Genomic DNA, 14820 nt, shown 5'->3' on the forward strand with positions numbered 1-14820 from the left:
GGATTTTATATATGGTAAAAGAAATCATGGCTGTTGAAATAGAAAGCAGATACATAAAAATAGTGGTCGGAAATAGGGGGAAGATTTCAAAAAGTGGGGTTTTGAATACGCCAGAAGGGGCTGTCGAAAATGATAGGATCGTTGATGTAGAAGCAATTTCAAATACTATAAACGAGTTTATGGAAATAAATAAAATTGATACGGATGATGTAATATATACGATTCACGGTCAGGATACCATAATAAGACATACGGAAATAGCTATAATGCAGGAAGTACAAGTTGGAAAAGCGGCTATAAGAGAAATAGGTCAGTATCTTCCAAGACAAGGTGTTAACTATTATATAGACTATCAAATTATAGATAAAATAAATAATGATGAGAAAAAAATATATAAAGTTCTTGTTGCAGCAGTTCCAAGAGTTAAAATTAATGGATATGTGGAATTAACTAATAAACTAGAAATGAAACTGAAGGCTATAGATATACTTTCAATTAGTGTATCTAGAAGCTTTAAAAGTTATTTTGAAAAAAACAGTAAGATAGCTAGTGTTGGAATTATTGAAATAGAAAATAGATTTAGCAGCATAGTTATACTCAGCAAAGGAAAAATTTTCATAGAAAAAGAAATAGATAAAGGCATAAGTGACGCAGTTGGTGTAGTTAAGGATTCATTTCATAAGAATTATGAACAAGCATATCTATATTTTATGTCAAAATTTAATTTTGCAAAACAGGATTATTCTGATGAAATATATGGAAATATAAAAAGCAATTTTGATGATATTTTTAAGGCTTTTGATAGAGTTGTAAAATTTTATACGGCAGGTAAAACCAAAAAGACGCTGGATAAAATATTTATAGTTGGTGAAGGTGCAAAAATATATGGCATAGAGGCATATCTTCAAGATTTTATGGGGATGGACGTATCTATAATTGAAAGCCCAGAAACAATAAATTTAAAGGTCAATTTTCAAAATCAAATCAATTTTAATCACTATTTAAATGTGTATGGTTCCTTATTAAGAAAAGGAAAAAAAGAATTAAATTTAATACCTGACAATAAAAGAAAATACAAAGTCAGCATTTTTAACTCAAACATAACTAAGGCAGTAGTGGCAGCGACCATAATTGCTTTTATGGTAGCTTGTGCAGTGCCAATTTTTATAGCAAGAAGTTATTCAAATAAAGAGAAAATCGGAAGTTATAAATTGAGAAATTTAAATTCCTTACAAAGAGAGCATGATGTACTTGTAAGTAAAATGAATGTCTATAATTCCAGAATAAAACTTGTAGATAAGCTCACTAAAAATAAAGCTATGGTAAACGTAAAAATTCAGGATATAAATAAGTATATTCCCTCAGATATTGAATTGGATGAAATAAATTTTGATAGTGAGAAGGGAATGGTTATATCAGGAGAAACCACTAATGGTAAATCAGTTGCAGCATTAGTTGCAAACCTTCAAATGTCTGATACCTATAAGAATGCAAGACTTACAAGTATTGCAAATTCTCAAGATTCAGCTTCACAGAATGTATATAAATTTACTGTAAATTTGGGAGATGGTTCAGGTGCAAAAAATAACTCAAAAGGATAAAAAGATACTAATAATTTTATCAGCAGTAATCGTAATTTTTTTATATTTTCAATTTATACTTCTACCTTCATTAAAGTCAATAAGTAAAAGTAAAAGTGCTATAAATGATTTGAATATAAGAGTAAATGAAATGAATACCACTAGGATACAAAATACAAGTATGAAGAAAAAATTGAAAATCATAACTGAAGAATATGATGCATCTCAAAATAAACTACCCATCAATGAAAGAAACCCAGAAATAGAATATGATATACAAAATATGGCATCAGCTAGTAATGTTGTAGTTTCAAGTGTGGTTTTTGGTGATCCTAAAGCTTTTAATAGCAGTGAAAATAACAATAATTCTTTAAATGAAAAAGGAAATTTAATTCAGATACCGGTAAATGTGAATGTTGTAGGAAGTTCTAAAGATAATATTGTGAGTTTTTTAAGTAAGTTTGAAATGGCAGATAGAATTTCTCAGATAAAGAATGCAAGTATAATTGTAAATAAAGAAAAAAACAATTTTATACTCAGTATAAATGCAAATTATTTCTATGTTGTAAGTAAAGCCAATGATGAGGTTCAATATAATTTTAACTCGAATAAATAACTGCTTAGAGGTGTTTTTTTATGATAAAGGTGAAACGTGAGGGATTTACTATAATAGAAATCATAGCAGCTATAGCTATATTTGCAATATCATCTTCTATTATAGTTTTTACAATAGATGCTTCTGCTAAAATCTATAAACGGGAAAATGTTAAATTTTCAACATCATCTGCTGTAAATAGTCTAATCCAGCAGTTAAAGGCTAAGGGAGTAGGAAGTCCGACTACAGGTGGAGCAATAAATTCTATAGCAGATATATATGCACTTAATAGAAAAGGTTACGTTATTTATTTTAATTATGAAGATTTACCCAAGACTTTGGAGGATACAAGCACATATATAAGAGGGATTGATGAATATAACCCAAGTTTTGAGGATATTAAAAATTACAAGGATAAAATTTCAAGCAAAAAGTATGCTGCTTATATGGAGATAAAGAGAGAGGTAAATAAAAATTTAAATAAACCTGATAGCCTCAATATACAATGGTTTTATAATTACTACACTGTAGAGATTAAGGTGTGGGATATGGATGCGGGCAGTAATTCTATAGCAAGTTCAAGTACCAGTGTAAGTAGGTGATAAAAAATGAAACATAAAGGCTTTACCTTAATAGAGGCTATTGCAGTAGTTGCAATGATAGCTATTTTTTCACTTGCAGTGTACAGTTTTGAAGGTGAAAATTTTAAAATATATGCTTATGAAAAAGAAGAAGCAGATTTACAGTTTGATTGTAAGATATCTGTAACCCAAATATCACAGGATATAAGAAGAGCAAAGCAAAGTAAATACTCAGTACAGGTAGACAACTTTGAAGAAGATAGGTTTAAAAATCTAAAGCTTCCAGTTAATTACACACCTGTTGTTTATATAGAAGAGATAAGTGGAGATAACTATCTGTATGCTGTAAAAACTGATAGCAGCGGAAACAAAACTATTGTAAGACTTAAACTTGATTCAAAAACTATATTTTCATTGCCAGAAAAAAAAGATGGAAACAGCATATTGGATTACAATGCAGATAATTATAAACATACAATAGATTGTAATAATTTGTGCAGCAAAGAAAATATTCCTCCAAGTTGGGAATGCGATTTTATTTATGAAGACAATCAAAAGTTTTATCTTGTATATCATTTAGAGGCTATAAAAAATGTACACTATGAGGTTGAAGTTGCAGAACGAGCTAATGATATAACTGTGGAACCTTCAAGTGAGAAGATAATAGCTAAAAATGATTATTTATTTTCGGTAACTCCTATCACAAAAAGCGAAGGTCAGCCCAATTCATATAATGTTTTTGTTACACTTACAGGTAAAAAATATACAGCTCTCAAAAAGAGTTACACTATGTGCATTTCAAAAATAAAATATGGGGGAGATGATTAGTAGTGAAAGAAAATAAAAAAAGGGGTTTTGCACTTATATATGTAATATGTGTGGTTATGCTTTTAAGTGCCCTTACACTGGCTATTTTATTGATTTTATCTACTAATAGAATTTCTAGTGCATCTATAGATAGGCAAAACAAGGCACAGCTTGCGGCAGAGTCAGGAATAGATAGGGGGATTTCAGAATTAAAAACCAAGGTAGTAAAGGATGACTGGTTTAAATATATTAAAATTAAGGATAATGAACTTAATGTTGGGTTTGGTAAAAATGAACTGCCAGATAATATACCTAATGAGCAATTTGAAAATGGAGCTTACTATAGTGTAGCTTTTGAAGAGGCTAACCATGATAACAATGTAACAGGTGAAAGAGATGTTAAATGCATTAAAATAACATCTACTGGAAAATATCAATCTATAACTAAAACCATAGCTGCATATATAGAAGAAGATGATATTTCTAATGAATATTTTGATAAATTATTTAATAACCCTTTAACAGGTATAAAAGATGATGAAAGCGACATATTTACTTTTGATAGCGATATTAATGATGGAGCAGCTGTCAATGATAGTATTCAAGTAATATCAAATCTACAAGGTAAAGCTGAGGCAATTGCATACAAAGAGGCAGATCCTTCACATACAACCTTGGGAGATATTTTAGATAAAATGTATAATTATATAGAGGGAGGAAATGTAAGCTTTGATGTGAGTAAAGAAGAACTTGAAAAAGAGTATATACCTACTTCTCTTAACCCTAATTATAAGAGTAATTTACCGGGGTTTAAGAAGTTTAGTTTAGATGATTATATTAGCATAAAAAATGCTAGTGGAGAAAATGATTTTGAAAATATGCTTCAATATTCAACTATGTATAAGGTCATATTTATAAATGGAGATATAAATATAGGACAGATAAAAAGGCCTCTTGTAAATTACGTAATATACTGTAGTGGAAATATTAAATTTAACTCTTCAGATGATGTTAAGTTTTGGAATTGCAATATATATGCAAAGGCTATAACTATAGATGGAAAGCCATATACTTTAAGTAATATTGAACAAGCTGATAAGGATGGAAAAGCACAAGATTTAGCATATTATGATACGAATGACCAAAAGGTTGTTTTTAAAAGTGGAGGGGCAGCACTTAACCCTCAACCTAAGGTACAAATTATTGGAATAGGATCAGATAAGGCTAAAGACTTAATACTTAAACATATAATGAATTATGATGATGATCCTGAGCCGTATACAAGATTAGATGGGTTTTGGAAGACACTTAATAGTAGTAAAAGCGCTGTTTCGGTGTTTCCAGGTGGTGCAGTAGGCAAATTTAGTCAAGATGCTAGATACTATATAAATAGTTTTTTTGTTAAAAATATTAATGAATATGCTTATGGGCTTAAATTTAAAATTATTGGCTGGGAAGAAAATTAAGTTTATATGAGGGTGGGATAATGAAGAGGTGTATAAAAAAAGTACTTAGCTTAATGCTTTCACTAATTATTATACTGGTACAATTAAGCATAAATATAAACGTAAAAAGCGTAAAAGCAGATGGAAATAGCAATATAACTAGGCTGAAAATACTTGAGATAGAACCAGGGGATCAGTATGTTTTAAATCAAAGCATGTTTCCAAGCAATGTTGATGCTGATATTACACAAATGCCTATGTCGAAATTTATAGGCAAAATAGATAAGGTAAACGGAATGTATGATATTGTGTATATTGGGAATAAAACTTATACAAAATATGTTACAACCTATGGCTATTATGGTATCTCTGGTCAAAATGCTTATACAATTAAATATAGCAAAGTTGGTAAAAAAGCTAATAACACAGGTGTTGATTTTGGCGAAAGTGACCAAGATGATCCTAGTCATGTTGAGTATTATAGTGAAAATGATATTACGAATAAGAAAGCTCAGGAACTTGTAGAATTTATAAAATCGGGGCAGCTATTTTTATTTGATAAATCAATATTACAGGATAAAGAACTTGATGGATCAAAGCTGCTAAATAATCTAAAAAATTATCAGAATATGCCCAATTTTAAGGGTATAGATTCAAATTTAACTTCAGATTCAATAATGAAGTATTATAATGATAGTAATATTTGTAATAAAAAGCCTAATATTACAATAAAAAGCTCACCACTTCCATATAATGGTGATTTGAAAAATTATAATCCAGATAGAAATATGGATTTTGTATTTGATATAGATGGTAACAATTCTCATACTTTTACTACTAAGTTATATTGTGATATGAATGGTGATGGGCTTTTTAAGGATTATGAAAGTTATGCAACTATAGATAAGCAGAAGTGTGGAACTAACTTACAATTAAGTTATACGGTACCTGATTACTTTGCTGGATTAATGCCTTGGAAGCTTGAGGTTACAGATGATAATACGAATGTGAAAAGCTATCAATATGGATATACACTTTATAAAAGTGATAATCTTGCTCCGATAAGAGTATTACAGATATATCCTGCAAATAATTTATTAGATTTGACACAGGATTTAACAAAAGTTAAATTACAACAACAAGGATACTATAACATTCAAATAACTAAGAAAAGCTGTGATGAATTTAATAAATATAATGATAGAGAATATCAATCAAGCTACAATGAGGCTTTAAATGAATATAATACTGCGCTAAATAATTATAATAAATACGGAAGGTATGGTGGTTCATGGTGGAATCCGATAGATTATCTTCAGAAGCTTAATGATGCTAGGGACAATCTTAATAAGGTAAAAAGTTCAAGAATATCTCTTAATGGAAATTACGATATGGTTATAATTGGATTCTCAGATATGTATGGAAGATCTAGTTTTACCCAAAATGCAACAGATACTATAATCGATTTTATAAAGACAGGTCAAAGTCTTATGCTTACTCATGATACACTTTCTACTTATTTAACAAATGATAGGAGTAACATGTATGGATATCAATTTAATAAAAAACTTAGAGATTATCTAGGGCAAAGTAGATATGTAGATGAAAACAATCCTAATGAAACTGATTATGATGGAAGCAAAATTCCACATGATAACTATCCAGATGCTAATAAAATACCATCATATGGTTTTACAACAGATATGATAATGTCTCATAATAATTATAATAATGAAAAGCCTCAATCATTGGATGGTCATGGTTATTTTGATCATAGGAAGGCGGCTAAAGTGAATGATGGGGTTTTTTCTGAGTATCCATATATTTTAGGTAGAAATAATGACGATCCCAATACTTTAAATATATCTCAAACTCATCATCAATATTTTCAATTGAATTTAGAGGATGAAGACGTTGTGCCATGGTATGATTTAAGTGGTGTAATAAATACTGGTGGAAGTGCCGGTAATGTAAATGATCCTAGAAATTATTATTACACTTATTGTAAAGGCAACATAACCTATTCTGGTACAGGTCACAGTTCTCCGAGGGATTCCCAGGATGAGCAAGAAATGTTCTTAAATACAATTGTTAAAGCAGCTAGAACAGCAAACCATGCTCCTACTATAAATGTATTTAATTTAAATGATGGTCAGTATGTATCAAAAAATCAAAGTTCTCTTGATTTTAGTTTTACGGCACAGGATCCAGATCAAAATGATGAGAAAAAAGACGCCTTAAGGAGAAAAATTTATATTAATGATACTTCAATAGATGAAAATGGCAACAGTGTAAGTGATTATAAGACAATGACTTCTGGAGACACGATAAATGTATCTATACCAAAAGGTAGATTAAATCAATTAGCAGGAGGCAATTCTGAGGTTACGGTTAGAATTGAAGTTTTAGATACACAAAATGCGAAAGGAGAAAAAACTATAACTTTTAAATATGTAGATGAACCATCTCTTAGTGCAAGTGTGAATGGACTTAAAAATGGTTATTTAATAGGTGATACTGCACAAACTCAGTTGAAGATAGATGCTGTAAACTCCACTAATTCAGTTGTAGATACTATGTTTTTAAGCCAAAAAGATTCAGCCTCTATAGTTGGAGATGGATTGTCTGTAAGTTGCATAAATGCATTAAGTGGAAGTGATTCTGATATATTGAAGTCATCTGAAACAGATTTACAGGATATTAATTTTACACCACAAGTTGACAATAAGAATGTACCTAAAAACTTTACTTTTAAATTTGATAATGTAGGAAGCTATAAGGTTCAAAATTTATTTAAGTACAATTTTTTAAAGCTTGATAATAAGGTTCAGAGAAATTACGAGTATGATTATAATTTAAATGTTAAAGAGGGGGATATTTATATAAAGTGTGTAGACAGTTCTGGAAGAGTATTTACTCCATCAGTTGGCATTAATATTACACGGCCAGACGGAAGTGTTGAGAGCAAGAATACTGATAGTGCAGGAGGAGCTGAGTTTTTAAAAGAGTGCTCTGGTAATTATAAAGTATCCGTTCAAAATAATACAGGATATACTCTTGTTGATAGCAGCACTCAGAATATAGATTTGTCATATGACAATCCAAAGCAAACCATTACGCTTCATTTTGAAACTTTAGCGGCACCGAGCATAGAAGTAAATCCTACTGCCAATGAAAATGGTTGGAATAATACTGATATTACCTTCAGCTTAATAAGTCCAGCTAATTTTCTCGATAAGCTTGAAAAAATGCAGTATAAAATTGACGATGGTCCTTGGCTTGATTATACTCTTCCAGTTGAAATTGAAGATAATGGACAGCATAAAATTAAGGCAAGAACCGTTGATATAGTTTCCTTATGCAGCAGCAGTGAAAGTGAAAAGGATATACAAATTGATAAAGTAAAACCTGCAGAACCTACAATAGTAAGCAAAAGTGGTGACTTTTGTATGGGGGATGTTTCAATAACCTTTGGAAGTGATAATGAGAACGGATCTGGTATTGATACAATGGAATATAGTTTAGATGGAATAACATGGCTTAAGTCAGACTTAGCAAGTAAAGATATTGATGGCATTAAAAGCAACTGTACTGTGTATGCAAGAGAACGGGATAAAGCAGGAAATTATTCAGATACCGCTTCCTTTCAAGTAAATCTTATAGATAATAGTGATATTGAACTTGAAGGACTAACCTTTAATACTATACCTGAAGGAGGGCATGTTGATTTTAATGTAAAAGTTAGAATAGGCATGAACAAGGATGGAACCCCTAAGTATGCAGTACCAAGTGATAATTTAACGGTTACTGTAACAACAGGTGATGGAAATATAATAACTATAAATAAAAATAATAGAAAATTAAGTGGAGTAAACAATGATTTAAGCGGAGTTGTAACTGGAGATGGTGGCGATACTGTAACAGCGTTTGGAATGAATGGTGAAGCTGGTAAGAGTACAGATATAGTTGTTACCCTAGAAAAAAAGGAAGACGGAAAAACAGTTTTAACAGATATATCTTTAACAAAAACAGTTAAGGTAATTGGAAATGAAAGCGGATTATTATACTAAGAAGTGAAGGGATAAAGGTGGAACAGTTCATAAGAAATGATAAATGTAAGGGGATGACGCTTGTTGAACTTATAGCTTAGTAAGGAAAACTATAGGTTTTATGTAGTATTAAACATTGAAAGGGTACAAATAGATCAAAAGGAAGATAAAAAATCATATTATATCTTTAAATTGTCAGATTCAACTGCACCTAAAATAGAATTAAGCAATAAAATATGATATAATTTTTATTGTGATTTTTTAAACTCGTATATAATCGGTAATATGGTCCGAAAGTTTCTACCTGCTAACCTTAAATAAGCAGACTACGAGGGGTTTTTGATTATTGTACTATTGTTTTCAAGGACACCTCATATTTATTTATGAGGTGTCCTTTATTATATAATAATAAAATGTAAGGGAGAAAAAGATGGAGACGCAAAAGGAAAATGAAAAACAGATTGAGCTAGCTTACGAAGTAGATGATAAGCCAAAAGTATTATCACAAATTTTACTTGGATTTCAGCATATTTTTGCTGCATTTGGAGGTATTATAGTAGTACCTATAATTATAGCATCTTCCTTGAAACTTGATGCAAAAACATCAACAGCTTTGATAAGTGCTGCAATTTTAATGGCTGGAATTGCTACATTTATACAGTCTAAGGGTATAGGACCTATTGGAGCACGTGTAGCCTGTATAATGGGAACGGATATAACTTTCGTTGCACCTGCTGCAGTAGTGGGTAAAAAATTTGGCTTAGCGGGGATTTTTGGAGCTACCATATTAGGAGCTTTCTTAGTAATAATTTTAAGTTTCTTTATTAAGTACATAATGAAATTATTTCCTGAGCTTGTAACAGGTATTGTAGTTTGTTTAATAGGACTTACATTACTTCCAGTATCAATAGATTGGGCAGCAGGAGGTTCTGGATCACATAACTATGGAAGCTTAAATAATATAAGTATAGCATTAATTGTAACTTTAGTTACGCTTTTATTAAATCATTATGGAAAAGGACTTTTTAGCAGTGCGTCAATTTTAATAGGAATGGCGGTAGGCTATATAATTTGTATTTGTCTTGGTATGGTCGATTTTTCATCAGTAGCTAAGGCAAATCTAATATCCCTTCCACAGTTTTTCGCTAATGGTGTAAAGTTTAATTTTGATGTGCTTTTACCTTTTATTCCTGCATACTGTGTATCTGTCATAAGTACTGTTGGAAACTTAAGAGCTATTAATGAAATTTCTGGTATTAAGGACGATGATGTTAGAATTTCTAGAGGAATACTTTCAGATGGAGTTGGAAGTGTACTTGCTGGTATATTTGGAGCAATGCCAAATACTTCATTTAGTCAAAATGTAGGACTTATCCCTCTTACTAAAGTTGCAAGTAGATTTGTAACCATGACTGCTGGAATACTTCTTATTATTTTAGGTCTATTCCCTAAATTTGCAGCAATTATAAATGTAATGCCACAACCAGTACTTGGAGGAGTTGGTATTGTTATGTTTGGAACGGTAGCTGCTGCAGGAATTCAAACTTTAAGCCATGTGAAGTTAGATAACAGAAACCTACTGATAATAGCAACTTCAATTGGTTTAGGCTTAGGAGTAACCTTTAGACCAGAGGTTTTATCAAGTCTTCCAGAAAGTTTAAAGATGATATTTTCATCAGGAATTTCAACAGGAACAATCGTTGCACTTGTACTAAATCTTATACTAAAAGAAAAAAAATAATAATATATACGAGGTGTTAAAAATGGAAGAATTGCGTGATAGGATTTTAAAAGAAGGACATGCACTTAACGAGGCAGTGTTAAAGGTGGATTCTTTTTTAAATCATAAAGTTGATCCTAAATTGATGTATGAAATAGGAACAAATTTTAAAAAGTATTTTGAGAATAGAGGTATTACAAAAGTATTTACCATTGAAAGTTCAGGTATAGCTCCAGCAGTTATGACAGCAATGCAGATGAATTTACCTATGGTTATATTAAAAAAGCAGGCATCAAAGGTATTAAATGACGATTTTTATCAAACTATAGTTCATTCATTTACTAAAGGTTCAGATTATCAGCTTACATTATCAAAAAAGTATATATCAAAAGATGATAATATACTTATAATTGATGATTTTTTGGCTAATGGAGAGGCATCTTTAGGGGCAATACGTTTAGTGGAGGAATGTGGTGCAAAGGTTTCGGGAATAGGCATTGTTATTGAAAAATCCTTTCAACCTGGACGTGAAGTTTTGGAAAAAAGGGGATATGATGTTTATTCACTTGCACGTATAAAGAAGCTTGGAAAAGATTTAATTGAATTTATTAAATAAGTTTGAAAATAGACATTTATTTAAAATATAATCTAAATAAAAAATGTGGGTTTCGATCATTGAACCCACATTTTTTATTCAAGTGTATCTTGCAATTTTTTTATATCAACCTTTATTTTGTTTATATAGTGAAACTACAGCATTGACAGTATTTTTTTATTTGACTACAATTATAATGAAATATTATATTTAAAAATTAAGGAAAGATGACTTTATGATAAATTTATGTTATACAATAGGACACGATAATAGAAAGTTAAAGGATTTTAGTGATATTTTAAAAGAGTACAATATTAATTGTATAGTGGATATACGATCTGTTCAAAGCAATATAACTGGTGATTATAATGGAGAAAATATTAAAAAGTTTCTCAATAAGCTTGGAATTTATTATATACCTATGGAAAAAGAATTTGACTTAAGTAAACAAGAGTTTGATAGAAATGATTTTGAAAAGGTACGTTTAAGTGAGTATTTTACAAATGGAATAGTTAGAATAGAAAATGGAATTAAAAAGGGATTTAAAATTGCAGTTATGGGGATAGAAAAAGAGCCTATTTACTGCAATAGGGGCATAATTGTAGCTTATGCGCTTAAACATAGGGGAATAAATTTAAAGCATATAATTGATAAGGAAACTTTAAAAAGTCAAATTGATGTTGAAGAGGAACTCTTAAAATTATATGGTGTTAGACTTATAAAGAAAGTTGCAGAACTATCCATAAAAAGCATTAAAAGCAATGTAGATCTTGATATGGATGAAAAAGATTTTAAAAATGAAATGATTGAAGAAGCTTATAGAGTTAGGAATGCTGAGCTGAACAAGAAGATATAAAATAAAAATGTTTTTGATTTTTCTAAATTATTGCAAAATATGAAAATTAACTTTATAATTATTATAACGATAACGTTTACGCTTGGGGGGATAATTATGAAGTTTAATCATGTATTAGAGAATGAAAAATGTGAAAATTTAAAGTTAACTCCTGAAAAGTTTATGGAACTCATAGGCTATAATGAAGAAAAATTAGATAGAAAGGTTGATATACTTTCAGTTGAAGAGTTTGATAAGTACACAAGAAAATTAATTAGATATGAAGTTAGTTCAAATGAAAAGGTTGAGGCATACTTACTCATTCCAAAGAACATAAAAGGCAAAGTCCCAGGGGTTCTGGCAATACACGGAACCGATAAAGGGGATGAATATAAGCTTGGAAAAAGTACAGCTGCTGGAATATGCAAGAATGATGAATTAGGATATGGACTTGAACTTTGTTTAAATGGATATGTAGTTATATGTCCAGATAGATTTCCTTATGAAAGTAGGCGAATTGAAGAAGCTAATTTTTATAGTGATTTTATTAAAAAAAATTCTATAAGTAAGAAGACAAACGTAAACGAAAGCTATAGAATGTTTAAGTGCAGTAAGCTTTTATATAGTGGACATACTGAAATGGGATGTGAAATGTTTGAAATGAAAAGAGCAATTGATGTACTTCAAAGTTTTGAGGAAGTAAATAGTGAAAAAATAGGTGTAATCGGCTCTGGAGAAGGTGGATTACTTGCAATGTTAACTATATTTTTAGACAAAAGAATAAAAGTTGGATGTGCCAACTACAATATGTATTTTGCTAGCAATTTGTATAGCGATACTAATATGAAATTTATTAAAGGGTTTGACATGTGTATTTCTATTCCTGGATTAAATAAGTATGATGCAGAATGTGACATACTTTCAGGTATTGCACCAAGACCCTTTATTTTTACGCGAAATAGTAAAAATGAGTTTGAACAGCATTTTCAAAAAGTAAGTGATAGGGTTAGGGAAAAATATTTGGATATGAGGGTACCTAATAAATACAGCAGCATAGTGTTTAACAGTGAAAGTTCATTCCCACAGGACATTAGAGAAAAGTGCTATTACTGGATAGCAAAATGGATGAAAGTAAAATGAAGCTTAATAATTTAGCAATTAAATGAGAATTTCTAAACAATAGAAGCTGCTATTAATATTTTATTGATAGCAGCTTCTATTATTTTAGAAATATGATTTTTTACTTCTTGATCTTTTAGCTATTTTAAAAATTATGGTAATTAAAACTCCCAATATTGCAATTATTCCAAGTAAAGTTAATCCATATAAAAGTTTATTAGTACCTAATAAATCTTTTGTAGATATTGATGGATATAATTTATAGGTTTTAGTAATTCCTCTTTCACTGAGAGTTACTGTTCCAACAGAATTATTTGAATTTAATTTCCAAGGATTTATACTGGAAATGTTTTGAGTAACGGATTTTTCAGTATCATTTAACTGGTTTTTGTAATAAACTATATCTTTATCTAAAATTAAATTAATATTTGCCGTTTTTTCTGGTCCGAAAAATTTAAATGGCTTATAGGATACTTTTATTGTGCTGTATGCAGTGCTTTTTTTATGCAGTGTAGTAGGTGAGCATTCATAGCTATAATTTATTAAACTCTGCATATCCTTAAATACTTGAAGATCTTTGCTATCATATACAGATTTCATTACTACACCTATTATTTTTCTTCCATTTCTATTGTATAAGGCTATGAGACATTTGCCAGCATTTGATGTAGAACCTGTTTTACCACCTATGCAAGTTTTATCATAAACTGATTCTTTAGGGTCTATGATTTTATTTGTGTTTGTTATTGGAAATTTTACTTTATCTTCAGTATAAATAGTTGATTTTTGCTTAGAAATAGTGTCATATATCCATTTGTTCTTAAAAGCTGCCTTGGCAAGCTTACTCATATCATAAGCAGTACTGTAATGATTATCGTCATGAAGACCATTTGGAGTAACAAAATGAGTATTCTTTAAACCAAGAGCTTGTACTTCTTTATTCATAATGGATGAAAAATTATTTTTGGTTTCATTAGTAGAATCATTAATCTTTCCTAGTATATTTGATGCAATAACATATGCCATATCATTTCCAGAATAAATTAAAAGCCCCTGCATAACGCTGTCAGCTGACATTTTTTCTCCTACTTTTATTGGATGAATGTTTTTATTTAGAGAAAATTCCGGCTGCTCTTTAGCACTATTTGAGTAAGCTAGCATATCAGAAGGTTTTTTACTTTTAGTAAGTAAAAGAGCAGTTAATAATTTAGTCGTACTTGCTGGATAAATTTTGTCATCTGGATTTTTAGAATAAATTACTTCACCAGTTTCTGCATCGATAGATATAGCGGTTTTTGCAACTATACTTGGTTCTGAAGAAGTCTTTGAAGTTGCAGCAAAGGTAGTTGAGGATATAGAAAATATTAGCGTAAAACTTATTAATGTAGATAAAAATTTGTGTTTCAATGTCATCGCTCCATTTATTTAAGTATTTAAAATTACATAAAAAGTATATCATAATAAGGATAGTAAAAAAACATTGCTTCAAAAATA

Annotated in this window: 11 protein-coding genes and 1 riboswitch; of the genes, 10 read left to right on the forward strand and 1 reads right to left on the reverse strand. The window is 30.0% G+C overall.

All coding sequences use genetic code 11. The features are described from left to right. Positions 1-11: 11 nt before the first annotated feature. The 10 genes from pilM to ACJDT4_RS17770 all read left to right on the forward strand — a co-directional run bounded on the left by pilM (position 12) and on the right by ACJDT4_RS17770 (position 13347). On the forward strand, positions 12-1601 hold the full coding sequence (gene pilM / locus ACJDT4_RS17725) for a pilus assembly protein PilM (RefSeq protein ID WP_406788922.1): 1590 nt from the start codon (positions 12-14) through the stop codon (positions 1599-1601). Then, positions 1576-2196 (forward strand): hypothetical protein, encoded by a 621-nt coding sequence (locus tag ACJDT4_RS17730; RefSeq protein ID WP_406788924.1) that lies wholly within the window; start codon positions 1576-1578, stop codon positions 2194-2196. The genes pilM and ACJDT4_RS17730 overlap by 26 nt, the downstream gene beginning before the upstream one ends. A gap of 20 nt (positions 2197-2216) precedes the next feature. After that, positions 2217-2777, forward strand: coding sequence for a prepilin-type N-terminal cleavage/methylation domain-containing protein (locus tag ACJDT4_RS17735; RefSeq protein ID WP_406788925.1), 561 nt, complete (start codon positions 2217-2219; stop codon positions 2775-2777). A gap of 6 nt (positions 2778-2783) precedes the next feature. After that, on the forward strand, positions 2784-3584 hold the full coding sequence (locus tag ACJDT4_RS17740; RefSeq protein WP_406788926.1) for a PilW family protein: 801 nt from the start codon (positions 2784-2786) through the stop codon (positions 3582-3584). Positions 3585-3586: 2 nt separating this feature from the next. After that, a complete protein-coding gene (locus ACJDT4_RS17745; protein WP_406788927.1) occupies positions 3587-5029 on the forward strand; it encodes a hypothetical protein in 1443 nt (480 codons plus the stop codon). A gap of 20 nt (positions 5030-5049) precedes the next feature. Next, entirely contained in the window at positions 5050-9078 is a 4029-nt protein-coding gene (locus ACJDT4_RS17750; RefSeq protein WP_406788928.1) for a DUF5057 domain-containing protein, read from the forward strand. A gap of 226 nt (positions 9079-9304) precedes the next feature. Next, a riboswitch (purine riboswitch) is annotated at positions 9305-9406 on the forward strand. Positions 9407-9487: 81 nt separating this feature from the next. Further along, the gene (locus ACJDT4_RS17755; protein ID WP_406788929.1) at positions 9488-10798 is read left to right on the forward strand and encodes a nucleobase:cation symporter-2 family protein; all 1311 of its coding nucleotides are present in this window, start codon (positions 9488-9490) and stop codon (positions 10796-10798) included. A 22-nt stretch (positions 10799-10820) separates the two neighbouring features. After that, positions 10821-11393 carry a xanthine phosphoribosyltransferase gene (locus ACJDT4_RS17760; protein WP_406788930.1) on the forward strand — a complete coding sequence of 191 codons (573 nt, stop codon included), beginning with the start codon at positions 10821-10823 and terminating at the stop codon, positions 11391-11393. Positions 11394-11607: 214 nt separating this feature from the next. Beyond that, the gene (locus tag ACJDT4_RS17765; RefSeq protein WP_406788931.1) at positions 11608-12228 is read left to right on the forward strand and encodes a DUF488 family protein; all 621 of its coding nucleotides are present in this window, start codon (positions 11608-11610) and stop codon (positions 12226-12228) included. A gap of 96 nt (positions 12229-12324) precedes the next feature. Further along, positions 12325-13347 carry an acetylxylan esterase family protein gene (locus ACJDT4_RS17770; protein ID WP_406788932.1) on the forward strand — a complete coding sequence of 341 codons (1023 nt, stop codon included), beginning with the start codon at positions 12325-12327 and terminating at the stop codon, positions 13345-13347. Between the two features lie 84 nt (positions 13348-13431). Here ACJDT4_RS17770 and ACJDT4_RS17775 read toward each other — a convergent pair whose 3' ends face one another. After that, positions 13432-14733: a D-alanyl-D-alanine carboxypeptidase family protein gene (locus tag ACJDT4_RS17775; RefSeq protein WP_406788933.1), complete on the reverse strand. Its 1302-nt coding sequence runs from the start codon at positions 14731-14733 to the stop codon at positions 13432-13434. Positions 14734-14820: the final 87 nt, after the last annotated feature.

Origin of the sequence: Clostridium neuense (assembly GCF_045310695.1) — a bacterium.
Lineage (GTDB): Bacteria > Bacillota > Clostridia > Clostridiales > Clostridiaceae > Clostridium_S > Clostridium_S neuense.

Bases quoted from the DNA above. Each gene is read 5' to 3' on its own strand.
- ACJDT4_RS17770 (WP_406788932.1), top strand. From the start codon at position 12,325: ATGAAGTTTAATCATGTATTAGAGAATGAAAAATGTGAAAATTTAAAG.
- ACJDT4_RS17755 (WP_406788929.1), top strand. From the start codon at position 9,488: ATGGAGACGCAAAAGGAAAATGAAAAACAGATTGAGCTAGCTTACGAA.
- ACJDT4_RS17765 (WP_406788931.1), top strand. From the start codon at position 11,608: ATGATAAATTTATGTTATACAATAGGACACGATAATAGAAAGTTAAAG.
- ACJDT4_RS17740 (WP_406788926.1), top strand. From the start codon at position 2,784: ATGAAACATAAAGGCTTTACCTTAATAGAGGCTATTGCAGTAGTTGCA.
- ACJDT4_RS17750 (WP_406788928.1), top strand. From the start codon at position 5,050: ATGAAGAGGTGTATAAAAAAAGTACTTAGCTTAATGCTTTCACTAATT.
- pilM (WP_406788922.1), top strand. From the start codon at position 12: ATGGTAAAAGAAATCATGGCTGTTGAAATAGAAAGCAGATACATAAAA.
- ACJDT4_RS17735 (WP_406788925.1), top strand. From the start codon at position 2,217: ATGATAAAGGTGAAACGTGAGGGATTTACTATAATAGAAATCATAGCA.
- ACJDT4_RS17760 (WP_406788930.1), top strand. From the start codon at position 10,821: ATGGAAGAATTGCGTGATAGGATTTTAAAAGAAGGACATGCACTTAAC.